We start from the raw sequence: 26,914 nt of genomic DNA, 5'->3' as shown, positions 1-26,914 counted from the left end.
GAGTCGTCGGCAGCGTCATCTGACTATCCCCTGCGAGATGTGTATAAGAGACAGTGACTATCCCCTGCGAGATGTGTATAAGAGACAGCCCCCGAGCCGATCAGGCCGTGACGAGCGAACGCAGCACGTACTGCAGGATGCCCCCGTTGCGGTAGTAGTCCGCCTCACCGGGTGTGTCGATCCGCACGACCGCGTCGAACGTGACGACCGCACCGTCGGCCCTGGTCGCGGTGACCGCCACCGCGCGCGGCGTGACGCCGTCGTTGAGCGCGGTCACCCCCGCGATGTCGAACGTCTCGGTGCCGTCCAGGCCGAGGGAGTCGGCCGACTCCCCCTCGGGGAACTGCAGGGGCAGCACGCCCATGCCGATGAGGTTCGAGCGGTGGATCCGCTCGAAGCTCTCGGTGATGACGGCCTTCACGCCCAGCAGGCGCGTGCCCTTGGCCGCCCAGTCGCGCGAGGAGCCCGAGCCGTACTCCTTGCCCCCGAGCACGACGAGCGGCACACCGGCGGCCTGGTAGGCGACCGAGGCGTCGTAGATCGTCGTCTGCTCACCGGTGAGCAGGTTGCGCGTGAACCCGCCCTCGACACCCGGCACGAGCTGGTTGCGCAGGCGGATGTTCGCGAACGTGCCGCGGATCATCACCTCGTGGTTGCCGCGCCGCGAGCCGTAGGAGTTGAAGTCACGGCGGTCCACCCCGTGCTCGGCCAGGTAAGCACCCGCCGGGCTGTCGGCCTTGATGGAGCCGGCCGGGCTGATGTGGTCGGTGGTCACCGAGTCGCCCAGCTTGGCCAGCACGCGCGCCCCGGAGATGTCCGTGACCGGCTCGGGCGTGGCGCCCATGCCCTCGAAGTACGGGGGCTTGCGCACGTACGTCGACTCGGTGTCCCAGTCGAACGTGTTGCCCTCGGGCGTCGGCAGCGCGCGCCAGCGGTCGTCGCCGGAGAACACGTCGGCGTAGTCGTGGGTGAACATCGCCCGGTCGATCGACGCGTCGATCGTCGCCTGCACCAGCTCCGGCGACGGCCAGATGTCCCGCAGGAAGATCGGCGACCCGTCCTCCGCGCGACCCAGCGGATCGGCCTCGAAGTCGAAGTCCATCGTGCCCGCGAGCGCGTACGCGATGACCAGGGGCGGCGAGGCCAGGTAGTTCATCTTGATGTCGGGGTTGATGCGCCCCTCGAAGTTGCGGTTGCCGGACAGCACCGCGGCCACGGCCAGGTCGTGGGCGTTGATCGCCTCGGAGACCTGCTCGTCGAGCGGACCGGAGTTGCCGATGCACGTCGCGCACCCGTACCCGACCAGGTGGAAGCCGAGCTTCTCCAGGTACGGCCACAGGCCGGCCTTCTCGTAGTAGTTCGTGACGACCTGCGACCCGGGTGCCATCGAGGTCTTGACCCACGGCTTGGCGGTCAGGCCCTTCTCGACCGCGTTCTTGGCCAGCAGCGCTGCGGCGAGCATGACCGAGGGGTTCGAGGTGTTGGTGCACGAGGTGATGGACGCGATCGCGACCGCGCCGTGGAACAACCCGAACGAACGTCCCTGCGAGTCGGTGACCTTGACCGTGTGGTCGGTCGGGGCGGACACCGCCGGGGAGTCCGAGGCGGGGAACGACTCGCGCTCGGCCTCGTCGACGCCGTTGCCGACCTCGGGGGCATAGGTGGGAAGGTCGCGCTGGAACTGCTCCTTGGCCCGCGAGAGCTCGATGCGGTCCTGGGGTCGCTTCGGGCCGGCGATCGAGGGCACCACGGTGGACAGGTCGAGCTCGAGGTACTCGGAGAACAGCGGCTCGACGTAGCCGGGGGCCGTGGGGTCGAGCCACATGCCCTGCTCCTTGGCGTACGCCTCGACAAGGTCCAGCTGCTCCTGCGAGCGCCCCGTCAGGCGCAGGTAGTCGATCGTCACGGAGTCGACCGGGAAGATCGCGACCGTGGAACCGAACTCGGGGCTCATGTTGCCGATGGTGGCGCGGTTGGCCAGCGGCACCGCTGCGACGCCCTCGCCGTAGAACTCCACGAACTTGCCGACCACGCCGTGCTGGCGCAGCTTCTGGGTGATCGTCAGGACGACGTCGGTCGCGGTGACACCGGCCGGGATCTGGCCGACGAGCTTGAATCCGACGACACGGGGGATGAGCATCGAGACGGGCTGGCCGAGCATGGCCGCCTCGGCCTCGATGCCGCCGACGCCCCAGCCGAGCACACCCAGGCCGTTGACCATCGTGGTGTGCGAGTCGGTGCCCACGCACGTGTCGGGGTACGCCTTGCCGTCACGGACCATGACGCCGCGGGCCAGGAACTCGATGTTGACCTGGTGCACGATGCCGGTGCCCGGGGGCACGACCTTGAAGTCGTCGAACGCGGTCTGGCCCCAGCGCAGGAACTGGTACCGCTCGCGGTTGCGCTCGTACTCCAGCGCCACGTTGCGCTCGAACGCGTCGGCGCGGCCGGCGACGTCGATCTGCACCGAGTGGTCGATGACCATCTCGGCGGGGGCCAGCGGGTTGATGCGCTCGGGGTCTCCCCCGAGGTCGGCGACGGCCTCGCGCATGGTGGCCAGGTCGACCACGCAGGGCACCCCGGTGAAGTCCTGCATGATCACGCGGGCGGGCGTGAACTGGATCTCGGTGTCGGGCTGGGCGTCGGGGTCCCACCCGGCCAGGGCGCGCACGTGGTCCGCGGTGATGTTGGCGCCGTCCTCGGTGCGCAGCAGGTTCTCCGCCAGGACCTTGAGGCCGTACGGCAGCCTCTCGAGTCCCGGGACCGCGGCGAGGCGGTAGACCTCGTACGAGGCCTCACCGACCTCGAGCGTTCCCTTCGAACCGAAGCTGTCGACGCTGCTCACGTGGGGCTCCTTCGCTGTGGCGTGCCTGCCGGTCCACCCAGCGTAGGGCTCGACGTCGCGGCATTTATCTCGACATCAAGATACATCGTCGGGGGTCCGGATGCACACCCGACGCGCGGGCGGACCACCCGGCAACGGCCTCACGGCAGGCCGTCGCCGGTCGGGGCGGGCCGGACGTGCCGGACGCCCGGCGGGCGAACCGTCCGGGCGTCCGGGAGCACGGCGCACGCACGCCGCGCCTCACCTCACCGTGGCAGGTCAGGCTCAGGGCGTGCTCTCGTCGTGCTGCTCCTGCGCGGCCTGCTGGGCCTTGCGCTCGGCCTCCACCGCGCGCTGCTGCGCCCGCACGTCGTACTCGGGTGTGCCGGACTTGTACAGCTCGCGCGTAGCAGCGCGACTCGCCTCGGCCAGCCTGTGGTCGGCGTCCTTCTGCGTCACAGCGGAACTCCCTCCCGCCGGGCCGCGTCGGTCCGGCTGACTCCACGCTAACCCGCTCGCCCGGGCGTCGCACGGGCTCCCCGGACGCCGTCCAGGGCGCGTTCGAGGAAGCCTGCCGAGGACCGCTCAGCGGCTCAGGACGGCAACCGCCTCGAGATGGTGCGTCATCGGGAACAGGTCCAGGCCACGCACCTGGTCCAGTCCGTACCCGGCCTCCGCCAGGTAGGCCACGTCACGGGCCAGGGCCGCCGGGTCGCACGCCACGTACACCACGCGCGTGGGGCGCAACGCGGCGATCGCCGCGCACACCGCTCGGCCGGCACCCGTGCGCGGCGGGTCGAGCACCACGGCATCGGCGTGCACCACGTCGGAGTCCGCGTCCTGGCGCCCCTGCAGCACCCGCAGCACGTCACCGCCGTGCAGCTGCACGTGGCGCCGGTCGTGCACGTTCCGGCGCGCGTCGCGCACCGCTCGCTCGTCACCCTCGACCGCGACCACCTCACCGGTCTCCCCCACCGCATCGGCCAGGGGCGTGGTGAACAGCCCGGCACCGGCGTACAGGTCCAGCACCGTGGCACCCTCGACGTCGCCCAGTCCGGACAGCACCGCGTCCACCAGCAGCCCGGGAGCCTCGCGGTGCACCTGCCAGAAACCCGCGGCGGCGACCCGGTAGTCGTACCGGACGGTGCCGTGCTGCACGACCTCACGCACCGCGGCCCGGGCGTTGGGGCGCGGGTCCACCCGCCCACGGCTGAGGTCGAACGGCTCGCCGTCGACCAGCACCACCGGGGTGTCGCCACCGGCAGGCGCGACGACCTCGATCCTGGCGCCCGCACGCCAGCGGCGGTCGAACAGCCCCAGCTCGGCGATCGCCTGGCTGGCCAGCGGCATCGAGGACAACGGGAGCACGTCGTGCGACCGGTGCGCACGCATGCCCGCCCTGCCCTGCTCGTCCGCCACGAGCTCGATGCGGGTGCGCCAGCCGAGGCCCCCGAGTTCGTCGTCACCGGGTGCCGCGGACACCGCCACGGCCTCGGCCGGCAGGTCCAGCCGCGCCAGGCGGCGCAGCTGCTCAGCCAGCACCGTCGACTTCCAGGCGCGCTGCGCCTCGAGCGCCACGTGCGCCAGCTCGCCGCCGCCCACCCCGCCGGGGCCTGCCTCGGGCCAGGCCGAGGCCACCCGGTCGGGCGAGGCATCGAGGACCTCGACGGCGTCGCCACGCCAGAACTTCGCCGACTCCTCGGCCTCGGTCAACCGGACCCGCACGCGCTCGCCGGGCAGCGTGTGCCGCACGAAGACGACACGGCCCTCGTACCTGGCCACGCAGTGCCCGCCGTGCGCGACGGGGCCGATCTCGAGCTCGACGAGCGAACCGTCGTCGGCGGGGTCGTGCGGGGAGGTCGTCTCAGTAGCCACGCGGAACGGTACCCCGGACCCGGTCCTCCAGGCCCGTCTGCCCCTCGGTGGAGGCCAGCTGCCACGGCACCGAGGCCACGACCACGCCCGGCGTGAACAGCAGCCGACCCTTGAGCCGCAGCGCGCTCTGGTTGTGCAGCAGGTGCTCCCACCAGTGCCCGACCACGTACTCCGGGATGTACACCACGACCAGGTCGCGCGGGCTGTCGCGCCGGATCGAGCGCACGTACGTCAGCACCGGCCGGGTGATCTCGCGGAACGGGGAGTCGAGCACCCGCAGCGGCACCGGCAGCCCCATCTGCTCCCACTGCTCGCGCAGCCGCACGACGTCGTCGGCGTCGACCCCGACGGTGACGGCCTCGAGCACGTGCGGGCGCGAGGCCCGCGCGTAGGCCAGGGCGCGCATGGTGGGGCGGTGCAGGTGGGAGACCAGCACGATCGCGTGCACCCGGCTCGGCAGCGCCCGCGCCTGCTCGGCGTCGGCGCCCAGGGCCAGCTCGGCGCGCACCCGGTCGTAGTGGCCGCGGATGCCCTTCATGAGGACGAAGACCGCGATCATCGCCAGGATCGCGATCCACGCGCCGTGCGTGAACTTGGTGATCAGCACGATCACCAGCACCGTGGCGGTCATCGCCAGGCCGATGGTGTTGATGACCCGTGACCGCTTCATCGCAGCGCGTGCCCGCGGGTCGGGCTCGGTGGCCAGGAAGCGAGTCCAGTGGCGCACCATGCCGAGCTGGCTGAGCGTGAACGAGACGAACACGCCCACGATGTACAGCTGGATCAGCCGCGTGACCTGCGCGTCGAACGCCCAGATCAGGGCGATCGCCGCGGCCGCCAGCGTGATGATGCCGTTGGAGAACGCGAGCCGGTCGCCGCGCGTGTGCAGCTGACGCGGCAGGTAGCCGTCGCGCGCCAGGATCGAGCCGAGCACCGGGAACCCGTTGAACGCGGTGTTGGCCGCCAGCACCAGGATCAGGCCGGTCACCACGGCCACGAGCACCGCCATGAACGGCAGCCCCTGGAACACCGCCGTCGAGAGCTGGCTGATCACCGGGTGCTGCACGTAGTCCTCGCCGACGGGCACACCACCCTCGAGCAGCTGCACGGCAGGGTCCTCGGCGAACCGGATCCCGGTGGCCCCGGCGAGCAGCAGGATCGACATGATCATCGCCACGGAGATGCCGCCGAGCAGCGCCAGGGTGGTGGCGGCGTTCTTCGACTTCGGCTTCTCGAACGCGGGGACGCCGTTGCTGATCGCCTCGACACCGGTCAGGGCCGCGCAGCCGGACGCGAACGCCCGCAGCACCAGGAACCCGCCGGCGAGCCCCGCGATCCCCTGCTCGAGCGCTCCCTCGCCCACCAGGTCCAGGCTGGCGCTCTCCGCCGCCGGCAACGTGCCGGTCATGAAGCGCACCGCACCCACGACAGCCACCGAGCCGATCGCGAACATGAACAGGTAGACCGGGATCGCGAACGCGCTGCCCGACTCCTTCACCCCGCGCAGGTTGGCCAGGGTCAGCAGCACCACGAGCCCGATCGCGAACGCCGTCTCGTGGCCCCGCAGCGCAGGCAGCGCCGTGGCCGCGTACTGGGCGCCCGAGGAGATCGACACGGCCACCGTGAGCACGTAGTCGACCAGCAGTGCGCTGGCCACCGTGACGCCCGCGGTGGGGCCCAGGTTCTCGGTCGCGACCTCGTAGTCACCGCCGCCGGAAGGGTAGGCGTGCACGTTCTGCCGGTAGGAGGCGACCACCGTGAGCATCACGAGCACCACGGCGAGGCCGACCCACGGCGAGATCGTCAGCGCGGTCAGCCCCGCCAGGGACAGCGTGAGCAGGATCTCGTCGGGCGCGTACGCCACCGACGAGAGTGCGTCCGAGGCGAACACGGGCAGCGCGATGCGCTTGGGGAGGAGCGTGTGACCGAGCCGGTCGCTGCGGACGGGACGTCCGAGCAGCAGTCGCTTGGCCGCATCTGCGAGATCCGACACGAGGCCTCATGCTAGGCCCCCGCCGGACTCCCGCATCACGGGCACGTCACGGCGGTGGCACGGCCATCCGGGACCAACCGGTCGCCCCGAGTCCCGGCGGCGGGCTATAGGGTCAGTGCTTGTGCACTTCGTGATCATGGGCTGCGGCCGCGTGGGCGCCACCCTGGCGCAGTCCCTCGAGAGCAACGGCCACGGTGTGGCGGTCATCGACCAGAACCCCGACGCCTTCCGTCGACTCGACGCCCACTTCGGCGGACGCAAGGTCACCGGGCTCGGTTTCGACCGCGACACGCTGATCCAGGCCGGCATCGAGGACGCCTACGGCTTCGCGGCGGTCTCCGACGGCGACAACTCGAACATCCTGGCCGCCCGCGTGGTGCGCGAGACGTTCGGGATCGAGAACGTCGTGGCCCGCATCTACGACCCCCACCGCGCCGAGATCTACCAGCGCCTGGGCATCCCCACGGTCGCCACCGTGCGCTGGACCTCCGACCGCGTGCTGCGCCGCCTGCTGCCGCTGGGCGCCACCGACGAGTTCCGCGACTCCTCGGGCCAGATCCAGCTGGCCCAGGTCGACGTGCACACCGGCTGGGTCGGCCGTCCGCTGCGCACGCTCGAGGAGGCCAGCGGCGCCCGCGTGGCCTACGTCACCCGCTACGGCGACGGCGTCCTGCCGTCCGCCGACACCGTCCTCCAGGAGAACGACACCGTGCACGTGCTCATGCGCGCCACCGAGGCCGACAAGGTCGAACGCGTCCTCACGCAGGCCCCGAAGGTGGAGTCATGAGGGTCGTCATCGCCGGGGCCGGGTCCGTCGGCCGGTCCATCGCCCGTGAGCTGCTCGGGCACGGCCACGAGGTGACCCTGATCGACCGCCAGCCCTCCGCCATGCGCGTGGCCCAGGTGGCCGACGCGGACTGGCTGCTGGCCGACGCCTGCGAGTTGCCCACGCTGCGCGAGGTCCGCGCGGACGAGGCCGACGTCTTCGTCGCCGCGACCGGTGACGACAAGGCGAACCTGGTCATCTCGCTGCTGGCCAAGACCGAGTTCGGCGTGCCGCGCACCGTGGCCCGCGTGAACAACCCGAAGAACGAGTGGCTGTTCGACGAGGCGTGGGGCGTGGACGTCGCGGTGTCCACGCCGCGGATCATGACCGCCATGGTGGAGGAGGCCGTCGCCGTCGGTGACCTGGTGCGGATCTTCACGTTCCACCAGTCGCGCGCCGACATCCTCGAGCTCACGCTCCCCGAGGACTCCCCCCTGGTCGGCGTACGCGTCGGTCAGATCGAGTGGCCCGTCGACACCGTGCTGGCGTGCATCGTGCGCGACACCCGGCCGATCGCGCCCAGCCCGGACGACACGCTGGAGGGTCGTGACGAGCTGCTGCTGGTCACCGGTCGGGATGCGGACGAGAAGGCTCTCGAGACGCTGCTGACCCGCGGACAAGCATCCAGCTGAGCCAGAGGGCGACCGCGGTCAGCGGCACACCCATGGCGAGCTTCGCGGTCCCCAGCCAGGCGACCTCACCGCCCAGGTAGAACGGCACCTGGACGAGCAGTCGCAGGCCGAACAGGGCCACCCAGGGCCAGGTCGCCCACGTGTAGCGACGGCGCAGAGCCCGATCCTGCCGCCAGGCGACCGCCGCCGACCACGAGCCGCCGGCGAGCGGACCCTGCTTGTCGAACAGCCCCACGACCAGCCCGACGAGCGGCCACCCCGTGAGCACCGAGGCCAGGGTGCCCGCCAGGTACGCGGCGTTCACGTACAGCCCGTAGAGGAAGTAGTCCTCGGCCTGCCCGGTCCGCCACGCCCACAGCACACCGATACCCACACCCACCACGCCCGAGAACGCCTGCGTCGGCGGGGTGCGCTGCACGAGCCGCACGGCCACGGCCAGCAGCGCCGCCGCGGCCGAGGAGACCAACGCCGGTGCGAGCCGCTGACCGGCGACCAGGTACACCACGACGAACAGCAGTCCGGGCACGACGGACTCGACGACGCCACGGACGCCGCCGAGCGCACCGAGCGCGGAGAACTCCTCCTGCGTGATCGCGCGCAGACCTCGCGCGGCTCCCGTCTGCCCGTCCGACGTCGCCGAGCCCCGGTCAAGCGGTGCCGCCGGGTCCTCGACCCCGCCGTCGGACAGTGGCCCGCTCACGGGAGGCATCTCACTCACCCGGCCGCGGCCGCAGCTCGTACGCCGGGTTGTAGACCGTCCGGCGCCCGTCGACCTCGCAGACCATGCCCTCGACGCGCAGCCGTCGCCCGGGAGCGATGCCGGCGATCTCCCGCCGGCCCAGCCACACCAGGTCGAGCGTGCCGCTGCCGTCGTAGAGCTCGGCCTCCAGCGCGGGCACCCCTTCGCGGGGCCGCCACGTCATCGACCGGACGACCCCGGACACCGTGGCGCGCGTGCGGTCCTTGACCGTGGCGACGGGAGTGCAGCCGACGAAGTGCTCGGCCTCGGCGCGCTCCTCGTCGGCCTCGATCTCCGCACGGGAGGCGACGACCTTGCGCAGGCGGTCCCGCAACGTCGTCATCGGATCTCCGTGATCTCCGGGCCCCGCGTGAGGGGGTCGAACGTGGGCTGCTCGGGTGCCGAGGTCGGCACTGCCGCACCGCCGGGCAGGGACAGCGGCAGCAGGTCGCGCGGCGGGCGCGCCTCGGTGCCCCGCACGACGACGATCCGGGAGAACACCTGCTCGAGCGCACGCGCGGCCTCGGGCTCCACGGCCGCCTTGCCGGTGAGCACACCCCGCACGAACCAGCGCGGGCCGTCCGTGCCCAGGAAGCGCGCCGGGCGGTGACCCGTGCGCCCCTCGGGGGTGCGGACCGGCAACCGCGCCAGCAGCTCACGACCGAACGGACCGGGCAGGTCGTCCGCCGACCCGCCCTGCTGGGTCACCGACTCGGCGATCTCCGCACGGATCTCGTCCCAGATGCCCTCGGTGCGCGGGGCCGCGAAGGCCTGGATCTGCAGCGAGGAGCCGTCCAGCAGCACGGTGGCGGCCGAGACGACGTTGCTGGCCTTGTCGATCTCCATCCGCAGCTCCATGCCCGGGACCCCGGGCAGGCGCAGCGCACCCAGGTCGACCCGGCCGACCTCGTCGTCGACGTCGTCGACGTCCCACGGGCCACGGGGTCGGCCGGGCGTCACCGCGTCGGGCTCGAGCGCGTCGTCCCCGTCCACCGCTCGCGCACCGTCGTCGGCGTCGGCCGAGGACTGCGGGGCGAGGGTCGACGGCTCGACGTCCGTGCCATCGGTCTCGGGCTTGGCTCCACGCCGGAACAGACCCACGTGCTCACTCCTCCATGGCGCGCACGACACGCACCGCTGTGATCGAGACTAGTCCGCCACCGCAGCGGGCGGCACGGCCGTGACGAGGCAGGCTCACGACGCGGGCGGGGCGGCCTTCCAGCCACCCGAGGAGCCGAACCCGCCCTCGCCGCGGTGGGAACCGGGAAGGCGTTCCACCTCGACGAACCGCGCCCGCTCGACCCGCTGCACGACCAGCTGGGCGATGCGGTCCCCGCGGTGCAGGGTCAGCGGCTGCTCGACGTCCGTGTTGAGCAGCGTGACGGCGATCTCGCCGCGGTAGCCGGCGTCGACCGTGCCCGGTGCGTTGACGATCGTCAGGCCGTGCCTGGCGGCCAGTCCGGAACGGGGGTGCACGAAGGCCGCGTACCCGTCGGGAAGGGCGATCGCCACACCCGTCGGCACGGTGACCCGGCCCTGGGGCGGCACCACCACGTCGATGCGCGCGACCAGGTCGGCGCCGGCGTCGCCCGGGTGGGCGTACGTCGGGGCAGGGAGCTCGGGGTCCAGCCGCAGCAGGAGCACCTCGGTCGTCGGGACGTCCGTCACGGTGCCGAACCCTACATCGCCCGTCGCCGTGCGCGGCCACCCGACGTCCGCTCCCGCCCGAGCGCCGACGATGCGATGCTGACGCCATGTCCGATGCGCCCTCCCCGCCCCCGGCCGAGCACGTCACCCACGCCGGTGCGACCTACGAGGAGCGGCTGTGGCCCGGACCCCTCGGCTGGGTGCTGACCTCGCTGTTCGGCCTGGTGCTCGGCGTGATCCTCGTCCCGGTGTCGGTCCCGGCCGCCGTGGCGGTCGCCGGGGTAGGTCTGGTCGGGGCGCTGGCTGCGATGGCCGCCGCCACACCCCGCGTGGCCGTCGTCGACGGGGAGCTCCTCGCCGGTCGGGCACGGATCCCCCTGACCTGGCTGGGCGAGGTGACGACCCTCGACCGCGCGGGCGTGCGCACGGCGATGGGCCCCGACCTGGACGCGCGGGCCTACGTGTGCGTGCGGGCCTGGGTCGGCGGCGCCGTGCAGGTCGAGCTGCGCGACCCGCACGACCCGACGCCGTACTGGCTCGTGTCCACCCGGCACCCGCAGCGCCTCGCCGCGGCACTGGCGGCCGCTGCGCCCGCGCGCTGAGCCGAGCCCTGCGGGCGGGCCGCACGACGCACGGCGAAGGCCGGTGCCCCGAGGGGGACACCGGCCTTCGCCGTCAGCGGGCAGTGCGGCTCAGGCGGCGCACTCCGAGCACACCGGCATGCCGTCGCGCTCGTAGGCCAGCTGGCTGCGGTGGTGCACGAGGAAGCACCGCGAACAGGTGAACTCGTCAGCCTGACGCGGCAGGACACGGACCGACAGCTCCTCGCCGGACAGGTCCGCACCGGGGAGCTCGAAGCCTTCGGCGGCCTCGGTCTCGTCCTCGTCCACCACGCCCGAGTTCTTGTCGGAGCGCCGAGCCTGGAGCTCCTGCAGCGAGTCCTCGCTGAGGTCCTCCTCGGTCTTGCGCGGGGCGTCGTAGTCGGTTGCCATGAGGTGGTTTCACACTCCGTGTCTGTCGGTCGGCGGTACGCGGGATCAATGCACGGGACGACTCGTTTGTTCCCTCGCGCGGAGGGATTGTGCACCACATCCGGACCCACCGCGAACACGGACACGTGACCACGTGCCCCGAACGGAGGTCGCCGCACTCAGGCGCCCGTGTCGGCCGCCCGCTCCTCGAGGAAGGTCGTCAGCGCCTGCACGGTCGCCTGCGGACCGGCCACCGTCATCGCAGTACCCGCCGGGCGGCCGTGCAGGCCGCGCACCACGGCGCCGGCCTCCTGAGCCACGAGCGAGGCGGCGGCCAGGTCCCAGGGCTGCAGACCGCGCTCGAAGTACGCGTCCAGACCCCCGGCAGCCACCGTGCACAGGTCCAGCGCGGCCGAACCGATCCGCCGGATGTCACGCACGAGGGGCAGCAGGTCGGCCACGACGGCCGCCTGCGCACGCCGCCGCTCGGCCACGTAACCGAAGCCGGTGCCCACCAGGCTCAGCTCCAGGGGGACCGCAGAATTCACCCGCAGCCGACGCCCGTCGAGGAACGCACCCTGCCCGAGCCCGGCGGTGAACGTGCGCCCGTCGACCGGTGCGTGCACGCACCCGGCCACCACACGCCAGGTCGCCGGGTCGGGCTCTCCGACGACCGCCGCGACGCTGACCGCGTACGCCGGGATGCCGTACAGGTAGTTGACGGTGCCGTCGATCGGGTCGACGACCCACGTGACACCCGACGTGCCGGGCTCATGGCCCTGCTCCTCCCCCAGGATCCCGTCCTGAGGCCGGTGCTGCGCGAGGCGCTCGCGCAGCAGCCGCTCCGAGGCCAGGTCCATCGCGGTCACCACGTCCTGCGGGCTGGACTTGGTCGCGGCGACCTCGACCCGGTCGGGGCGGCCCTCGTGCACCAGGGCACCGGCCTCCCGCGCCAGCTGCTCGGCCAGACCCATGAGCTCACGGACGAGGTCCTCGTCGGGAACGGGCGGCTGACGGTCGGGGGCGGTGCGCTCAGGCTGCGGTGTGCTCACCCCCGCCATCCTGCCCGACCGGGTACCCCGTCAGCCGCGCGAGGTGGGCTCGCGCCAGGGTCCGGGTGCGTTCAGGCGGAACCGCAGCGCGAGCACCCGCACGGCGAAGATGCCGCCGACCACCAGCAGGCTCGTGAGGGTGGTGTACGCCTCGACCGCCCACAGCCCCGCGATGGCCACCGCGCCGAGCAGCGACGGGATGGCGTACAGCTGCCGGTGGTGCAGCACGACAGGCACCTCACCGGTGAGCAGGTCGCGCAGCACACCGCCACCCACCCCGGTGAACACCCCGACGAAGACCGCCGCGACCGGGGCCGCCCCGTACTCCAGGCCCTTGACCGTACCGACGACCGTGAACAGGGCCAGGGCACCCGCGTCGAGGACCACGATGGCCCGCCGCGCCCGCACCAGGCTCGGGTGGAAGAAGTACATCGCGAGGCCCGCCGCCACGGCAGTGCCGATCAACCGCCAGTCCGAGATGCCCACCGGCGGGACCGCGCCGAGGAACACGTCGCGCAGCATGCCGCCACCCAGGCCCGCCGCCCACGCCAGCACGATCACACCGAAGACGTCGAACTGCTTGCGCACCGCGGCGAGGGCACCGGACAGACCCGAGACGAAGACACCGATGATCTCCAGGACCGGTTCGAGCGGGAGGTCGGGCAGCACGCGGGCATCATGGCAGGCGTCCACCGCACCCGTGCGGCGGCGCACCGCGCGGCCTGACGCCGAACGGGCACAATCGATGGCAGGCTCTCCTACCGAGGTACGGGGAGGTCGTATGGGTGAGCTCGAGCTCGTCGGTCTGCACGAGGACGGTGAGCACCTGGTCCTGGCAGCGCCGGACGGCACACGTTTCCGTGTGCGCATCGACGAGGCGCTGCGCGCGGCCGTCCGCCGTGACCGTCCACAGCTGGAGCAGCTGCGGCACCAGGGCGCGGGTGCGCTCAGCCCCCGCGAGATCCAGAGCCGCATCCGTGCCGGCGCGACCGCGCAGGAGGTCGCCGACGATGCAGGTCTGGCCGTCGAGCACGTGCGCCGGTACGAGGGGCCGGTGCTGGCCGAACGCGAGTACGTCGCCGACCAGGCCCGCGCCACCCGCGTGGGGCGCGACGCCGGGGCGCCGCTGCTGGGCGACCTGGTCACCGACCGGCTGGCCGCCCGCGGGGTCGACCTGGACACCCTGGCGTGGGACGCCGCCCGCGACGGCACGCACCCCTGGGTCGTGCTGGCACGCTTCGCCGTCGGTGACGACGAGCACGTCGCCCGCTGGACCTACGACGCCGCCAAGCGCACCGTCGTCGCCGACGAGGACGAGGCCCGCTGGCTGTCCGAGACGGAGATCGCCGACGAGCCGGTCTCGCGCAGGCACCTGAGCGCCGTGCGCGACGTGGTCTTCGACTTCCGCGACGGCGCGGTGCTCCCGACCTCGCCCGATGCGCCGCCGGTCGAGCCGGACGAGCCCGACCCGCTCGAGGCGACCAGTGCCCTGCTGGACGACCTGCGCACACGCCGCGGCGTCCGTCAGCTGCTCGACGAGGACGACGACGGCGAGGAGTTCGAGGGCTTCGGCCCGCCGCACGCGTTCGACTTCGCCCGGTTGGAGTCCGAGGTGCCCGGCGCCCACCCCGTCGACGCCGACCCCGACCAGGAGGCCCGCGTGCTGGGGCCGGTCGGCGACGTACCGGCGCTGCCGAGCGCCGAGGACCCGCAGGAGCAGGCACCACGCACGTCCGACGAGGACGTCGCGGCCGACACCGCGGTCGACGGCACCACGACGCGACCGCGCGCGGCCCGTCGGGGTCGCGCCAAGGTGCCCAGCTGGGACGAGATCGTCTTCGGCGCCAAGCCCGAGTGAGGTCGTGCGGCGCGTGAGGGCCGCGCGCGAGGGCAACTCCCCCGCCGGAGGACCTCACACGTCGAGCGTGGCGTCCCCCGCCGTCGCGAGCGTCTGCGGGCTCGGTGCTGCCGCCCGGGCGGCAGCAGCCGTCATGCGCCGCATGTGATGACGCCGGCAGAGGACCTCGTAGGCCACGTCGCCCGCGTTCGACGTCACGTCGCCGACGACCACCTGCGCCCCCTCGACGACCATGGCGCCGTCGACGGTCCGGGCGTTGTGCGTGGCCCGTGACCCGCACCAGCACAGCGCCCGCACCTGCAGCACCTCGACCCGGTCGGCCAGCTCGACGAACCGGGCCGAGCCCGGGAACAGCCGGGCACGGAAGTCGGTCGTGATGCCGAACGCGAAGACGTCCACCCCGAGCTCGTCGACCACACGGGCCAGCTGCTCGACCTGCTCGGCGCCGTAGAACTGGGCCTCGTCGCAGATCAGGTAGTCGACGGGACGACCGTGCGTGCGCCCCTCGATCACCTCGGCCCAGAAGTCGGTGGACGGCCCGACCTCGTACGCGGTGCGCACGAGCCCGAGCCGGGAGGAGATCGTCGCCGCCCCCGCACGGTCGTGCTGGGTGTAGAGGATCCCGTCTCGGCCGCGGGCAGCGTGGTTGTGGTGCATCTGCAGAGCCAGCGTCGACTTGCCGCAGTCCATCGTGCCCGAGAAGAACACCAGCTCGGCCACCGGCCGCTCACCCACCGTCCGTCGAGGTCCGTCGCGATCACGGCGCTCGCGCGCCGGGTCCATCGTGGCACGCGTCCGCGGCGCGCCGTGCACGGCCACCGGGCACCCCGACCGGGGCGCCTTCGGCCGTCCGGGTGTCAGCCCGTCACGAGCACGAACGGCACCAGCGTCTCCAGCGCCGTCCTCGAACCGTGCACCCCGACCAGCTCCAGCGAGGCCGGCGTCTGCGTCGAGGAGTCCACCACCGTGGCCCGTCCGGTCATCGCGACCACCACGTCGCCCACGACGGGGCTCACGTGCGGATCCACCTGCCCGAACCAGCCCCCCTCGACGGCCTGCTCGCGGGGGACGACCACGGCGGCGTCGCCCAGCACGTCACGCCACCGGGTGGCGACCGCCGCCGGGTCCGCACCGTCGACCAGGTGCAGGTGCAGGGCGCGCGGTTCCCCCGCCACCAGCGCGACGCCCTCGGCGAGCCCCGCGTGCCGTGCGACGTCCCAGCGGCGCGACCGGTCCACGTCGACCATGCCGTGATCGGCGGTGACCAGCAACGACGTGCCGGCCGGAAGGCCCCGGGCGAGCCGTGCCAGCTCGCGGTCGAACGACTCCAGCTCGTCGCCCCACTGCCAGGAGCCCCAGCCGTGGTGGTGACCGACCTTGTCCACGTCGCCCCAGTACAGGTACACCAGGCCTGGGCGGCGCAGGGCGTCCAGCGCGGCGTCCACCCGCTGAGGCAGGTGCTGCGCGGACCGGTAGGTCGCCCCCCGCAGGGCCGCCTCGGTCAGACCCGAGCCGGCGAACCGCTGCGGCCCCACGCTGGTCACGGGCACGCCCGCCGCACTCAGCTGCTCGAACAGCGTGGGCACCTGCTGCCAGGTGTGCGCCGGCGGCAGGCCCGTCCACGACACCAGGTTGCCGAGCTGCCCCGTGGCCGGGTCCCGCACCGTGTACCCGAGCATCGCGGTGCGCCCCGGCGAGGCACCCGTGCCGAACGAGCCCATGGCGGTGGCGGTCGTCGAGGGGAAAGTGCTGGTCAACGGCTCGCGTTCGTCGAGCCGACGGCGTAGGAACGGCGCATGCCCCGACCGCTCGGTCAGGTTGCCGAACCCCAGACCGTCGACGAGCACCACGCACACGCGGTCGGTGCTCGGCACGTCGAGCTCACGACGTGCCGACGCGCCGTCCGGGTGCAGATCGTGCCCGAGGGCCGAGGCGAGGGCCGGCAGCACACGGGCAAGCCCGCGCGGTCCACCGGGTGCGAGGAACCCGGCGGCCGCCTCCTGGTCGGCCAGCGTGCCGACCAGGCCTGCCTGCAGCTCGGTCATCGCGGCCGCGCGCTGGCGGCCGACAGCTGCCTGGCGAAGCTCGTCGCGGCCAGGACCGCGGCGCGCCCCTCGGCGGCCGCGCTGACCCGCACGACGACGTCGTCGGGTGTCAGGGTGCCCGTCAGGCCGTGGTCGGCGTCGCACTGCGGGTCGCCGCACGTGGCCGGCTCGAGGTCGACGCGCGAGACCGCTCCCCAACCGATCGCGAGCGTCAGCTCCAGCGCAGGGCTGCCGGGACGGTGCTGCTCGGGCGTCGGCACGACGTGCGTGAGGGCCACCGACCGCAGCTCGCTGAGCGGGACCGACTCGGTGGTCGCCGAGGCACTCGTCGAGGGGTGCTCGGAGTCGGCGGGGTGGTCGTCGACGTGGGCGACGACCAGCCGGGTCGAGGTGAGCGCGAGGACCGTGACATGACGGCGCACCTCGTTGGCGTCGAAGGTCGTCTCGGGGTGCACGAGATGGGCGACGACCTGCTCGTCCGCGAGCGCGACGTCCAGGACGTCGGCCACGAGATCCGGGTAGTAGCCGGCACGATGCAGGTCGTCACGCAGGTCGGTGAAGGCGGCGGGCACGCACCCATCCTCCCATCCCCGCCGACCGGCTCTCATCGACGCAGCCGGCGCAGCGGGGTGTCGGTGCGGTCGGCGTGCGCAAGGGATGCGCGGGCGCCGAGCACCACGGCGCCCTGCTCTGAGACCACCACGGGGTTGAGCTCGAGGCTGCGCAGCTCGGGCAGGGCGTCGGCCAGGACCGACACGCGGGCGATGACGTCCTCGAGGGCGTCGACGTCCAGCGCCGGAAGGCCTCGGTAGCCGAAGAGCCGGGGGGCGGCCCGCGCCGCCCGCACGAGCTCGGCCACGTCGACGTCGGTCAGCGGCGGCACGCCGTAGGTCACGTCACCGAGCAGGTCGCTGGCGTCGCCGGCCAGGCCGAAGCTGATCACCGGCCCGAACAGGGGGTCCTCGACGGAGCGGATCACGCACGACGAGCCGTGCGGGGCCATCGCCTGCACCTCCAGCGGGGCCTCGTCCGGGTCGGCGCGGTGCACGGAGGCGAGGGCGAGCACCTCGGCCACGTCGACCCGCAGCTCCTGCTCGTCGCCGATGTCCAGACGGACACCGCCCAGGTCGGCCCGGTGCCGCAGCGCGGGCACGGTCGTCTTGAGGGCCACGGGCCAGCCGATGCGTACCGCGGCGGCGACCGCCTCGTCGGCGTCGTGCACGCGCACGGCCGGAAGGACCTCGACACCCACGCACGCCAGCAGCCGAGCGGTGGCGTCCTGGTCGAGCGGGACGGTCCCGGTCAGACCTGCCGGGAGTCGTTCACCGACCAGCCGCCGCGCCGCGCGGGTGTCGGCGCCCTCGGGCCGGACGGGGCGCCCTCGCCCGTCGCGGCGCCAGCGCGCGTACCGGGCGGCCCGACCGAGCGCGCGCAGCGCGGCCTCGGGGGTCGAGTACGCCGGGACGGTCCGGTCTCTCCCGTCGCCGTCGAGGGCGCTCAGCGCGGCGGTGACTCCCTGCAGACCGTCCAGGCAGGCGACGGTGGGCCGGCCCGTGCGGGCTGCCGCGGCCGCCACGGCCCTGCTCAGATCCGTGTCCGGCTCACCCAGCGTGGGCACCCGCACCACCGCGACGGCGTCGCTGTCCGGGTCGGCGAACAGCGCGTCCACGACCACCTGGATCTCGGCGTCCGAGGCGTCCTCGGCGAGCACGGCGGTGGTGCCGGAGACCACGAGCCCGCTGGCGGCGGCGGACTGCGCAGCCAGGGCGGTCAGGGCGGGTGAGCTGGTCAGCAGCGCCACTCGTCGTCCGCTGGGCAGCGGCTGGTGGGCCAGCAGCGTGGCGACGTCAAGCAGCTGGTGGACGTCCTCGACCCGGATGACGCCCGCCTGCCGCAGCAGCTCGTCGAGCGTGCGCCGGGGCGCGTGGGTGGGCCGGACCGCGTGCCCGGCGGGGACGACAGGTCCGGAGCGGCCCGCGACGACGACGACCGGCTTGACCGCGGCGAGCCGCCGGGCGACCCGGGTGAACTTGCGCGGGTTGCCGATGGACTCCAGGTGCAGGCCCACGACGTCGGTGCGCTCGTCGTCGCCCCAGAACTGCATGAGGTCGTTGCCGGAGACGTCCGCACGGTTGCCGGCCGACACGAGCTCGGAGACCCCCAGCCGGCGCGCGCGCACCGCGTCGAGCATCGCCACGGCCATCGGCGCCGACTGGCAGAACAGGCCCACGCGCCCGGCGGACGGGGGGTCCAGCGCCAGCGAGACGTTGAGCGGCCCGTCGGGGCCGGTGGCCAGCAGGCCGTACGAGCCGGGTCCGACCACGCGCATGCCCAGGCCGTGGGCGCTCCGCAGCAGCGCTCGCTGACGTTCGAGCCCGTCGGCGCCGGTCTCGGCGAAGCCCGCTGAGAGCAGCACGACGCCGCGCACGCCCAGCGGCGCCAGGGCACGCACCACGTCGGGCGCCCGTGCGGCGGCGACCGCGACCGCCGCCAGGTCGACCGGTCCAGGCACGTCGGCGAGCGAGTCGTGGTGCCAGGCACGCGAGCCGGGCCCCGTGGTCGTGGCGACCACGCCGACCGCGTGCACGGCGACGTGCGGGTCGCCGGCCTCGAGCGCGGCCACGACCCGCGCGGCGGCCCGAGCGTCGCGTCCGGCGGGGTCCGCCTGACGCCCCGGGCCGATGACCACCACCGACCGCGCCGTCAGGAGCGCGCGCACCGACCGCGCCTCGGCGCGGTGCTCACGGTCGGCCATGACCTCCAGCGAGCGTTCGGTGGGGTCGATGTCGAAGGTCACGGTGACCACGCCGTCGTCGGTGTGCTGCCGGATCTCGAAGCCCGCCTCACGGAACACCGCGATCATCCGGCCGTTCTGCGGAAGCACCTCGGCCACGAACCGCCGCACGCCCCGCTCGCGCGCAGCCGCGGCCAGGTGCTCCAGGAGCACCGAGCCCAGACCGCGCCCCTGGTGGGCGTCGGCCACGTTGAAGGCGACCTCGGCGTCGTCGGCGCCGATGCGGTCGTAGCGGGCCACCGCGATGATCTGGTCCTCGCCCGAAGGTCCGGAGGCCACCGCGAGCAGGGCCGCGCGGTCCTGGTGGTCGACCCCCACCAGCCGCTGCAGGTCCCTGTCGGACAGACGTTCCAGCGGCGCGAAGAACCGCATGTAGGTCGACCGCTCGGACTGCCCGACGTGGAACGCCTGCAGTGCGTCGGCGTCGGAGGGCCGGATGGGTCGCACGTGCGTGGTGGAACCGTCGTGCAGCACGACGTCGGCCTCCCACGCGTCGGGGTACCCGACCGCGCCGTCGCCCAGCCCTGGGTCCCGCGATGCGTCGTCCTCGGCGCCTGCCATGCCGTCAGGCTAGTGCGGCCCGGTGCCCGCGCGCCGTGCGTCGGGGCGTGGGCGCGGCACGCGACAATGGTCCCCGCACCGCGTCGACCCCGCCCGAGCAGCACCCGGGCGGCACCCGGCACCAGCCGGCGGCGCATGCAGCAGCACCGAGAACCCGCACGACAACGCCCCCGAGGAGCACCTGACCCATGGCGCGTCGCCCCGCGACCCCGGACCTCCCGCCCGAGGACCTCGTCGAGAAGATCATCGACATCGACGTCGCCTCCGAGATGGAGGGCTCGTTCCTGGAGTACGCGTACTCGGTCATCTACTCCCGGGCGCTGCCCGACGCCCGCGACGGCCTCAAGCCGGTGCAGCGCCGGATCCTCTACCAGATGTCCGACATGGGTCTGCGCCCGGACCGCCCGTACGTGAAGTCGGCCCGCGTGGTCGGCGAGGTGATGGGCAAGCTGCACCCGCACGGTGACACGGCCATCTACGACGCGATGGTGCGTCTGGCGCAGCCGTTCTCGCTGCGGCTGCCCACGGTCGACGGGCACGGCAACTTCGGTTCGCTCGACGACGGCCCCGCCGCACCCCGGTACACCGAGGCCCGCATGGCCCCGGCCGCCCTGGCGATGACCACGGGTCTGGACGAGGACGTCGTGGACTTCGTGCCGAACTACGACAACAAGCTGACGCAGCCCGAGGTGCTCCCCGCGGCGATCCCGAACCTGCTGGTGAACGGTGCGGCGGGCATCGCGGTCGGCATGGCGACCAACATGGCCCCGCACAACCTGGTCGAGGTCGTCGCGGCCGCACGGCACCTGGTGATGCACCCGGACGCCACCCTCGAGGACCTCCTGCGGTTCGTCCCCGGTCCGGACCTGCCCACCGGCGGCAAGATCGTCGGTCTGGACGGCGTGCGTGACGCCTACCGCACCGGTCGTGGTGCGTTCCGCACGCGGGCCACGGCACGCATCGAGAACGTGACGCCCAAGCGCAAGGGCATCGTCATCACCGAGCTGCCGTACCTGGTCGGCCCGGAGAAGGTGATCGAGAAGATCAAGGAGGGCGTGCAGTCCAAGAAGTTGTCGGGCATCTCCGACGCCGTCGACCTGACCGACCGCCAGCACGGTCTGCGCCTGGTCGTCGAGGTCAAGACGGGGTTCAACCCCGAGGCGGTGCTCGAGCAGCTCTACCGGTTCACGCCGCTCGAGGACTCGTTCTCCATCAACAACGTGGCCCTCGTCGAGGGGCAGCCGCGCACCCTGGGGTTGCGCGAGCTGATCCAGGTGTGGGTCGAGCACCGGCTCTCGGTCGTGCGCCGCCGTTCCGCGTTCCGTCTGGCCAAGCGCCAGGAGCGCCTGCACCTGGTCGAAGGCCTGCTCGTCGCGATCCTCGACATCGACGAGGTCATCCAGGTCATCCGTACGTCCGACGACTCCGAGGCGGCCCGCACCAAGCTGCGCAGCGTGTTCGACCTGTCGGAGGCGCAGGCCGAGTACATCCTCGAGCTGCGCCTGCGTCGGCTGACCAAGTTCTCCCGCCTCGAGCTCGAGCGGGAGCAGGAGCAGCTGCGGGCCGAGATCGACGAGCTGCTGGAGATCCTCGGGTCGGACGCGCGCCTGCGCACGCTCGTCTCGGACGAGATGGCCGAGGTCGCCGCGACGCACGGCACGCCGCGTCGCACGATCCTGCTGGAGTCCGCGGGCGGCGCGACGGTGACGGGTGCGGCGGCGGCGCGCGCGAGCGCGGCCCCGCTGGAGATCGCCGACACGCCCTGCTGGGCGCTGCTGTCCGCCACCGGGCTGCTGGCCCGCACCGCGGGCGAGGAGAGCCCGGTGCGCGAGGGCGACGACCGCCGGACGAAGCACGACGTGCTGGCCGGGGCGGTGCTGACCACGGCCCGCGCCGACGTGGGTGCTGTCACCTCACGCGGTCGGCTGGTCCGGGTGTCCGTTCTCGACCTGCCCGCGCTGCCGCCGACCGACGGCGCACCGACGCTGTCCGGGGGCGTCCCGCTGGCCGAGGTCGTGGCCCTCGAGCCCGGTGAGCGGGTCGTGGGGCTGGTCTCCGTCGCGGCGGACGCCCCGACTCTCGCGCTGGCCACGGTCCAGGGAACGGTCAAGCGGGTGACCCCGGGCGAGGCACCGGCCAACCGGGACGCCTGGGAGGTGGTGGGCCTCAAGGACGGAGACGAGGTCGTCGGCGTCGCCGAGGTCGGTGAGGACGACGAGCTGGTGCTCATCAGCACCGACGCGTCGTTGCTGCACTTCCCCGCCTCGAACGTGCGCCCCCAGGGTCGGCCCGCAGGTGGCATGGCCGGCATCAAGCTGGCCGCCGGCGCCCGGGTGGTGGCGTTCGGGGCCGTCCGGCCGGGGCAGGACGCCGTCGTCGTCACGGTCGCCGGGTCGTCGTCGGCGCTGCCGGGCACGCAACCCGGGACCGCGAAGGTCACCCCGTTCGACCAGTACCCCGGCAAGGGGCGGGCCACCGGGGGCGTGCGCTCGCACCGGTTCCTCAAGGGCGAGGACGCGCTGATCCTCGCGTGGGTCGGTCCCGCACCGGCGCGGGCGACCGGTTCAGGAGGTCAGCCGATCGCGCTGCCGGAGACCGATGCGCGACGCGACGGCTCCGGCGTGCCGTTGGCGGCACCCGTGCACGGCATCGGCTGAGGACGCACGTCGGGCAGGCGCAGCACCGCCACGGCGAGCAGCGCCTGCCCGACGCAGTAGGTCGCCATGACCCAGAACCCGTGCGCGGGCAGCGACCAGCCCGGCACGAACGCCTCCAGCGCGATCAGCGAGTCGGAGACGAGGAACACCGCACCACCGACCGCGCCCCAGCGGCCCAGGCCGGTGGCCAGCACAGCCATCGCGGTCAGCACGCCGGCGTACACCGCCACCGGCACCAGGAGCGTGCCGGCGTGGGGGGCGACGATCCCCACGAGCACCACCAGCGCGGCAGCGTACGGCGCGGTGCGTGCGGGGCGGTACAGGACCGAGCTGCGCGCCCGGGGCGCGAACGCCACCACGTACGCCACCTGCGCCAGCAGGAAGAACCCGACCATCACCAGGAACGACGCATCACCACCCGCGACGAGGTCGGGTGCGGCGTCGCCGAGGAACGACAGTCCCAGCGCCAGGACGACGACTCGCACCTGCCGGGGACGCGGTGACGCCGTCGCCGCCAGCACGCACACCGCCAGGGTCGGCATCAGCAGCCACTGCGTGACCTGCGCGAGCGCGGCCGACCCGGCCAGCTGCGCACCCAGATGCACCGTCGCGACGGCCACGAAGACCACGCCCACCGCACGTGCGACCCTCACAGTGCCCACCCGACGCCTCCCGTGTCCGGGCGGCTTCACCCGGGTCGTGCCGGACGACGTCGTCCGGTCGGCGTGATGGTACCGACCGGACCCTGGGTTGCGGGGCCTCAGATCTCGATCGACAGCATGGTCGAGGTGTGCCGGACCTCGTACCCGAGCGCGGCGTACAGCCCGTGCGCACCGGACGGGTTCGCCGTGTCGACCCCGATCTCCGCGTACTGCATGCCGTCGGCCCGGTAGGCGGCCATGGCAGCCGACAGCAGGGCCACGGCCAGGCCGCGACCGCGCCAGGCGCGGCGCACACCCAGCAGGTGCGTGTACCCGGAGGTGTAGCCCGCCACCGCCCAGTCCTGCTCGAACCGGTCGGAGAGCAGGTACCCGACGACGTCCCCGGTCGCGTCCTCGACGGCCACGAAGCTCCACTGCGGCGCGAACATGGACCGGCCCCGCTGCCAGACCTCCGGCGTGCGCGGTTCGCTCCCCCAGTGGTCGGCGAACGCCTCGTTGTGCGCCACGCGCACGGCCTCGTCCAGCGCGGGCGTCCACGCGACGATCGAGATGCCCGGCACCGCGGGCGCCTGCGGGAGCGGCTCGGTCAGGGAACGCCGCATGTCGTTGTAGTAGCGGACCGGGGTGTAGCCCGCCGCGAGGTAGAGGGCGAGCGTGTCAGGCGTGTGGTCGTCGACGTAGGCGGCGATGCGACCGGGTGCGTCGAGCTCGGACGCGGCCAGCAGCTGCCGTCCTCGTCCGGTCATCCACGCGGCGAGCGCCCGCCCGATGCCTCGGCCGCGCCAGGTCGGGTCGACGCCGCCGGCGGTGAACACGCGCACCACCCCGGTGTCCCCGGGCACGGTGCTGACCTGCGCGTAGGCCCGAAGCTCGCCGTCGTCGTCGACGGCCGCGAGGGTGTCTCGCGCGTGGTCCTTCCAGTCGCCGTCGAACATCTCGGCGACCTCCTCGACGGAGGTGCGGAAGGGCGCACCCTCGTGGTCCTCGATCCGGGCGACCAGCCGGCCCAGCGCCGGTGCGTCGGCGGGGCTCATCGGCCGCCAGTTCAGGCGGTCCGGGCCGGTGGGCACGACGAGGACGGCGGGCGCGTCGGCGCGCACGGACAGGGGCTGCTGGTGGTCGCTCACAGCACCACCCTGCGATGCGGCCCCTGCCCGGGACAACCCATTTCACGCAGGTCGCCCCGGCACCCCGGGGTGGACGCCGGCCGCACCGGCGCCCGCCCGCTCAGGCGTCGATGCGGCTACGGTCGAGCGCGTCCGCGCCGGCGACGATGAAGTCCTTGCGCGGCGCCACGTCGGAACCCATGAGCAGCTCGAAGACCTCCTCCGAGCGGGCCGCCGTCTCGACGGTCACCCGCCGCAGCGTGCGGTGCCGGGGGTCCATGGTCGTCTCGGCCAGCTGGTCGGCGTCCATCTCGCCCAGACCCTTGTACCGCTGGATGTCGTCCTTGTAGCGCTTCCCGGCCCGGTCGAGCTTCTTCAGCGTCGCAGCCAGCTCGGCCTCGGAGTACGTGTAGATGTACTCGTTCTTGCGGCTGCCGGCCCCGATCACCTCGATGCGGTGCAGCGGGGGCACCGCGGCGTACACGCGTCCGGCCTCGACGAGCGGGCGCATGTACCGGAAGAACAGCGTGAGCAGCAGCGTGCGGATGTGCGCACCGTCGACGTCGGCGTCGGTCATCAGCACGATCTTGCCGTAACGGGCCGACTCGAGGTCGAACGTCCGGCCCGAACCGGCGCCGACGACCTGGATGATCGAGGCGCACTCGGCGTTCTTCAGCATGTCCGTGACGGACGCCTTCTGGACGTTGAGGATCTTGCCGCGGATGGGCAGCAACGCCTGGAAGTCCGAGCTGCGCGCCAGCTTGGCGGTGCCCAGTGCGCTGTCGCCCTCGACGATGAACAGCTCGCTGCGTGCCACGTCGTCGATGCGGCAGTCGGCCAGCTTGGCCGGCAGCGAGGACGTCTCCAGGGCGTTCTTGCGCCGCGAGATCTCCTTCTGCTTGCGCGCGGACAGCCGGGCCCGCATCTCGCCGACGACCTTGTCGAGGAGCAGGGAGGACTGCGCCTTGTGGTCGCGCTTGGGCGAGGCGAAGATCGCCGCGAGCTCGGTGTCGAGCACCTTGGCGACGATGGCCCGCACGGGCGCGGTGCCCAGGACCTCCTTCGTCTGCCCCTCGAACTGCGGCTCGGCCAGGCGCACGGTGACGACGGCGGTGAGGCCGGCGAGCACGTCCTCCTTCTCGATGCGCTCGGAGGTGTCCCTGGCGGAGATCTTCAACCGACGGGCGTTGGCGTCGACGGCCTTGCGGAGCGTGCGCAGCAGGCCCGCCTCGAAGCCGGCCAGGTGGGTGCCGCCCTTGGGCGTGGAGATGATGTTGACGAAGCTGCGCACCTCGGTGTCGTAGCCGGTCCCCCACCGCACCGCGATGTCGACCTCGCACGTGCGGCCGACCTCCTGCGGGGTCATGTGGCCGCGCTCGTCCAGCACGGGGACGGTCTCGGTGAACGTGCCCGTGCCCGTCAGGTGCCAGGTGTCGGTGACCGCGGGGTCCGGCGCGAGGTGGTCGACGAAGTCGAGCACACCGCCGGTGTGCAGGAACGTCTCCTCGTGTGGGCCGTCCGCACCCGGCGTGCCGGGCAGTCCTCGCTCGTCGCGCAGCATGATCGTCAGGCCGGGCACCAGGAAGCCGGTCTGCCGGGCCCGGGTGACCAGCTCGTCGTACGAGAAGACCGCGGTCTTGGGGAAGATCTGCCGGTCGGCCCAGTACCGCACCCGCGTGCCGGTGCGCGCCTTGGCGACCTTGCCCACCACCGCCAGCTCGGAACCCTGGACGAACGGCTCGAACGGCGACTCCGGCCCGATGCCCGCGGAGTCGTCGAACGTCCCCGGCTCGCCCCGGTGGAACGTCATGCGGTGCGTCCGGCCGCCACGGTCGACCTCGACGTCCAGCCGCGAGGACAGCGCGTTGACCACCGAGGCACCCACACCGTGCAGCCCGCCGGAGGCCGCGTAGGACCCGCCACCGAACTTGCCGCCGGCGTGCAGCTTGGTGAACACGACCTCGACGCCGGTCAGGCCGGTCTTCGGCTCGATGTCGACCGGCACCCCTCGACCGTTGTCGCGCACCTCGACCGAGGTGTCGGCGTGCAGGATCACCTCGATGCGGTCACCGAAACCGCCGAGGGCCTCGTCGACGGAGTTGTCGATGATCTCCCACAGGCAGTGCATGAGACCACGGCTGTCCGTGGTGCCGATGTACATGCCGGGGCGCTTGCGGACGGCCTCCAACCCCTCCAGGACCGAGAGGTGGCGGGCCGTGTAGCCGGTCTGCGGCGAGGTCGTCGTCACGAGGCCCGATGGTAGTCGCCGGGACCCACGCGACCGGCTCGCCGTGCCGCAGCGACGGTCGTGGGCGCGGTCCGAGGGCCCGGGAGGACTTATGCGCGTAGCGAACCGTGGCCCACCGGTGACCTCGATGGCATGTCGGGATGGTTCTATGGACGCGTGACTGGAGCGACGACCGACACCCTGGCCCCCCTGACCGTGGCTGACCGCTGCGACCGTTGCGGCGCCCAGGCGTACGTCCGCGTCGTCCTGCCCGTCGGCGAGCTGCTGTTCTGCGCGCACCACGCCCGCGAGCACGCCCACAAGTTCGAGGCTGTCGCAACCCACGTGCAGGACGAGACGGCGCGTCTGCACGCCGAGCACGGCGCAGGTGCCGGCGCCGTCAGCTGAACCGCGCTGAGGGAACCGCCGGGCGACCGCGGGTGAT

Annotated in this window: 24 protein-coding genes; 6 read left to right on the top strand and 18 right to left on the bottom strand. The window is 73.0% G+C overall.

From position 1 onward, the window contains the following. Positions 1 to 100 precede the first annotated feature (100 nt). From acnA to ACTHAM_RS06745, 4 genes are all read right to left on the bottom strand, one after another. Positions 101 to 2,845 (bottom strand): aconitate hydratase AcnA, encoded by a 2,745-nt coding sequence (gene acnA / locus ACTHAM_RS06760; RefSeq protein WP_440685646.1) that lies wholly within the window; start codon positions 2,843 to 2,845, stop codon positions 101 to 103. Between the two features lie 264 nt (positions 2,846 to 3,109). After that, entirely contained in the window at positions 3,110 to 3,283 is a 174-nt protein-coding gene (locus ACTHAM_RS06755; RefSeq protein WP_440685644.1) for a translation initiation factor 2, read from the bottom strand. A gap of 126 nt (positions 3,284 to 3,409) precedes the next feature. After that, on the bottom strand, positions 3,410 to 4,699 hold the full coding sequence (locus tag ACTHAM_RS06750) for a class I SAM-dependent RNA methyltransferase (protein WP_440685642.1): 1,290 nt from the start codon (positions 4,697 to 4,699) through the stop codon (positions 3,410 to 3,412). Next, entirely contained in the window at positions 4,689 to 6,692 is a 2,004-nt protein-coding gene (locus ACTHAM_RS06745; RefSeq protein WP_440685640.1) for an APC family permease, read from the bottom strand. Before ACTHAM_RS06745 ends, ACTHAM_RS06750 begins: the two co-directional genes overlap by 11 nt. A 136-nt stretch (positions 6,693 to 6,828) precedes the next feature. Here ACTHAM_RS06745 and ACTHAM_RS06740 point away from each other — a divergent pair, with 136 nt between their 5' ends. Further along, the gene (locus ACTHAM_RS06740; protein WP_440685662.1) at positions 6,829 to 7,479 is read left to right on the top strand and encodes a potassium channel family protein; all 651 of its coding nucleotides are present in this window, start codon (positions 6,829 to 6,831) and stop codon (positions 7,477 to 7,479) included. Next, on the top strand, positions 7,476 to 8,150 hold the full coding sequence (locus tag ACTHAM_RS06735; protein ID WP_440685638.1) for a potassium channel family protein: 675 nt from the start codon (positions 7,476 to 7,478) through the stop codon (positions 8,148 to 8,150). Before ACTHAM_RS06740 ends, ACTHAM_RS06735 begins: the two co-directional genes overlap by 4 nt. On the opposite strand, the gene ACTHAM_RS06730 is transcribed toward ACTHAM_RS06735, so the two are convergent. From ACTHAM_RS06730 to dut, 4 genes are all read right to left on the bottom strand, one after another. Then, on the bottom strand, positions 8,083 to 8,859 hold the full coding sequence (locus ACTHAM_RS06730; RefSeq protein WP_440685636.1) for a DUF3159 domain-containing protein: 777 nt from the start codon (positions 8,857 to 8,859) through the stop codon (positions 8,083 to 8,085). The two genes, ACTHAM_RS06735 and ACTHAM_RS06730, sit on opposite strands and share 68 nt — an antisense overlap. Before the next feature lies 1 nt (position 8,860). Further along, the gene (locus ACTHAM_RS06725) at positions 8,861 to 9,232 is read right to left on the bottom strand and encodes an OB-fold nucleic acid binding domain-containing protein (RefSeq protein WP_440685634.1); all 372 of its coding nucleotides are present in this window, start codon (positions 9,230 to 9,232) and stop codon (positions 8,861 to 8,863) included. After that, positions 9,229 to 9,990, bottom strand: a complete 762-nt coding sequence (locus tag ACTHAM_RS06720) for a DUF3710 domain-containing protein (RefSeq protein ID WP_440685632.1) — start codon at positions 9,988 to 9,990, stop codon at positions 9,229 to 9,231. Before ACTHAM_RS06720 ends, ACTHAM_RS06725 begins: the two co-directional genes overlap by 4 nt. A 93-nt stretch (positions 9,991 to 10,083) precedes the next feature. Then, complete coding sequence (gene dut, locus ACTHAM_RS06715; RefSeq protein ID WP_440685630.1) at positions 10,084 to 10,557, bottom strand: dUTP diphosphatase; 474 nt, start codon at positions 10,555 to 10,557, stop codon at positions 10,084 to 10,086. An 86-nt stretch (positions 10,558 to 10,643) separates the two neighbouring features. Here dut and ACTHAM_RS06710 point away from each other — a divergent pair, with 86 nt between their 5' ends. Then, positions 10,644 to 11,138 (top strand): DUF3093 domain-containing protein, encoded by a 495-nt coding sequence (locus tag ACTHAM_RS06710; protein ID WP_440685628.1) that lies wholly within the window; start codon positions 10,644 to 10,646, stop codon positions 11,136 to 11,138. 90 nt (positions 11,139 to 11,228) lie between these two features. On the opposite strand, the gene ACTHAM_RS06705 is transcribed toward ACTHAM_RS06710, so the two are convergent. The 3 genes from ACTHAM_RS06705 to ACTHAM_RS06695 form a co-directional block, all read right to left on the bottom strand. Beyond that, positions 11,229 to 11,528 (bottom strand): DUF4193 domain-containing protein, encoded by a 300-nt coding sequence (locus ACTHAM_RS06705; protein WP_440685626.1) that lies wholly within the window; start codon positions 11,526 to 11,528, stop codon positions 11,229 to 11,231. Positions 11,529 to 11,686: 158 nt separating this feature from the next. Beyond that, positions 11,687 to 12,481 carry an inositol monophosphatase family protein gene (locus ACTHAM_RS06700; RefSeq protein WP_440685660.1) on the bottom strand — a complete coding sequence of 265 codons (795 nt, stop codon included), beginning with the start codon at positions 12,479 to 12,481 and terminating at the stop codon, positions 11,687 to 11,689. A gap of 108 nt (positions 12,482 to 12,589) precedes the next feature. After that, positions 12,590 to 13,228 (bottom strand): trimeric intracellular cation channel family protein, encoded by a 639-nt coding sequence (locus ACTHAM_RS06695; RefSeq protein ID WP_440685624.1) that lies wholly within the window; start codon positions 13,226 to 13,228, stop codon positions 12,590 to 12,592. 112 nt (positions 13,229 to 13,340) lie between these two features. Here ACTHAM_RS06695 and sepH point away from each other — a divergent pair, with 112 nt between their 5' ends. Next, positions 13,341 to 14,417 (top strand): septation protein SepH, encoded by a 1,077-nt coding sequence (gene sepH, locus ACTHAM_RS06690; RefSeq protein ID WP_440685622.1) that lies wholly within the window; start codon positions 13,341 to 13,343, stop codon positions 14,415 to 14,417. A gap of 54 nt (positions 14,418 to 14,471) precedes the next feature. On the opposite strand, the gene ACTHAM_RS06685 is transcribed toward sepH, so the two are convergent. The 4 genes from ACTHAM_RS06685 to ACTHAM_RS06670 form a co-directional block, all read right to left on the bottom strand. Further along, positions 14,472 to 15,137 carry a thymidine kinase gene (locus ACTHAM_RS06685; RefSeq protein ID WP_440685658.1) on the bottom strand — a complete coding sequence of 222 codons (666 nt, stop codon included), beginning with the start codon at positions 15,135 to 15,137 and terminating at the stop codon, positions 14,472 to 14,474. A gap of 137 nt (positions 15,138 to 15,274) precedes the next feature. Continuing rightward, positions 15,275 to 16,462, bottom strand: a complete 1,188-nt coding sequence (locus ACTHAM_RS06680; protein WP_440685620.1) for an alkaline phosphatase family protein — start codon at positions 16,460 to 16,462, stop codon at positions 15,275 to 15,277. Beyond that, entirely contained in the window at positions 16,459 to 17,034 is a 576-nt protein-coding gene (locus tag ACTHAM_RS06675) for a DUF5998 family protein (protein ID WP_440685618.1), read from the bottom strand. The genes ACTHAM_RS06680 and ACTHAM_RS06675 overlap by 4 nt, the downstream gene beginning before the upstream one ends. Before the next feature lie 32 nt (positions 17,035 to 17,066). Next, positions 17,067 to 19,817, bottom strand: a complete 2,751-nt coding sequence (locus ACTHAM_RS06670; RefSeq protein ID WP_440685616.1) for a GNAT family N-acetyltransferase — start codon at positions 19,815 to 19,817, stop codon at positions 17,067 to 17,069. A gap of 188 nt (positions 19,818 to 20,005) precedes the next feature. On the opposite strand from ACTHAM_RS06670, the gene ACTHAM_RS06665 reads away from it, so the two are divergent. Then, complete coding sequence (locus ACTHAM_RS06665; RefSeq protein ID WP_440685614.1) at positions 20,006 to 22,474, top strand: DNA gyrase/topoisomerase IV subunit A; 2,469 nt, start codon at positions 20,006 to 20,008, stop codon at positions 22,472 to 22,474. On the opposite strand, the gene ACTHAM_RS06660 is transcribed toward ACTHAM_RS06665, so the two are convergent. The 3 genes from ACTHAM_RS06660 to ACTHAM_RS06650 all read right to left on the bottom strand — a co-directional run bounded on the left by ACTHAM_RS06660 (position 22,390) and on the right by ACTHAM_RS06650 (position 26,490). Further along, on the bottom strand, positions 22,390 to 23,127 hold the full coding sequence (locus ACTHAM_RS06660) for a lysoplasmalogenase (RefSeq protein ID WP_440685612.1): 738 nt from the start codon (positions 23,125 to 23,127) through the stop codon (positions 22,390 to 22,392). The two genes, ACTHAM_RS06665 and ACTHAM_RS06660, sit on opposite strands and share 85 nt — an antisense overlap. 107 nt (positions 23,128 to 23,234) lie before the next feature. Continuing rightward, complete coding sequence (locus ACTHAM_RS06655; RefSeq protein ID WP_440685610.1) at positions 23,235 to 24,263, bottom strand: GNAT family N-acetyltransferase; 1,029 nt, start codon at positions 24,261 to 24,263, stop codon at positions 23,235 to 23,237. Positions 24,264 to 24,363: 100 nt separating this feature from the next. Next, positions 24,364 to 26,490: a DNA gyrase/topoisomerase IV subunit B gene (locus ACTHAM_RS06650; protein ID WP_440685608.1), complete on the bottom strand. Its 2,127-nt coding sequence runs from the start codon at positions 26,488 to 26,490 to the stop codon at positions 24,364 to 24,366. 132 nt (positions 26,491 to 26,622) lie between these two features. Here ACTHAM_RS06650 and ACTHAM_RS06645 point away from each other — a divergent pair, with 132 nt between their 5' ends. Beyond that, positions 26,623 to 26,877 carry a DUF7455 domain-containing protein gene (locus ACTHAM_RS06645; RefSeq protein ID WP_440685606.1) on the top strand — a complete coding sequence of 85 codons (255 nt, stop codon included), beginning with the start codon at positions 26,623 to 26,625 and terminating at the stop codon, positions 26,875 to 26,877. The last annotated feature ends 37 nt before the right edge of the window (positions 26,878 to 26,914 follow it).

This window comes from Cellulomonas soli (assembly GCF_052036975.1).
Classification (GTDB): Bacteria; Actinomycetota; Actinomycetes; order Actinomycetales; family Cellulomonadaceae; genus Cellulomonas; species Cellulomonas soli_A.
The sequence above is the reverse complement of the archived record's forward strand: the minus strand, read 5'-3'. Positions and strand labels throughout refer to the sequence as shown.

Coding starts and splice junctions, on each gene's coding strand:
- sepH (WP_440685622.1), top strand. CDS start 13,341: ATGGGTGAGCTCGAGCTCGTCGGTCTGCACGAGGACGGTGAGCACCTG.
- ACTHAM_RS06670 (WP_440685616.1), bottom strand. CDS start 19,817: ATGGCAGGCGCCGAGGACGACGCATCGCGGGACCCAGGGCTGGGCGAC.
- ACTHAM_RS06725 (WP_440685634.1), bottom strand. CDS start 9,232: ATGACGACGTTGCGGGACCGCCTGCGCAAGGTCGTCGCCTCCCGTGCG.
- ACTHAM_RS06665 (WP_440685614.1), top strand. CDS start 20,006: ATGGCGCGTCGCCCCGCGACCCCGGACCTCCCGCCCGAGGACCTCGTC.
- ACTHAM_RS06730 (WP_440685636.1), bottom strand. CDS start 8,859: ATGCCTCCCGTGAGCGGGCCACTGTCCGACGGCGGGGTCGAGGACCCG.
- ACTHAM_RS06735 (WP_440685638.1), top strand. CDS start 7,476: ATGAGGGTCGTCATCGCCGGGGCCGGGTCCGTCGGCCGGTCCATCGCC.
- ACTHAM_RS06700 (WP_440685660.1), bottom strand. CDS start 12,481: ATGGGTCTGGCCGAGCAGCTGGCGCGGGAGGCCGGTGCCCTGGTGCAC.
- ACTHAM_RS06705 (WP_440685626.1), bottom strand. CDS start 11,528: ATGGCAACCGACTACGACGCCCCGCGCAAGACCGAGGAGGACCTCAGC.
- ACTHAM_RS06740 (WP_440685662.1), top strand. CDS start 6,829: ATGGGCTGCGGCCGCGTGGGCGCCACCCTGGCGCAGTCCCTCGAGAGC.
- ACTHAM_RS06710 (WP_440685628.1), top strand. CDS start 10,644: ATGTCCGATGCGCCCTCCCCGCCCCCGGCCGAGCACGTCACCCACGCC.
- ACTHAM_RS06680 (WP_440685620.1), bottom strand. CDS start 16,462: ATGACCGAGCTGCAGGCAGGCCTGGTCGGCACGCTGGCCGACCAGGAG.
- ACTHAM_RS06645 (WP_440685606.1), top strand. CDS start 26,623: ATGTCGGGATGGTTCTATGGACGCGTGACTGGAGCGACGACCGACACC.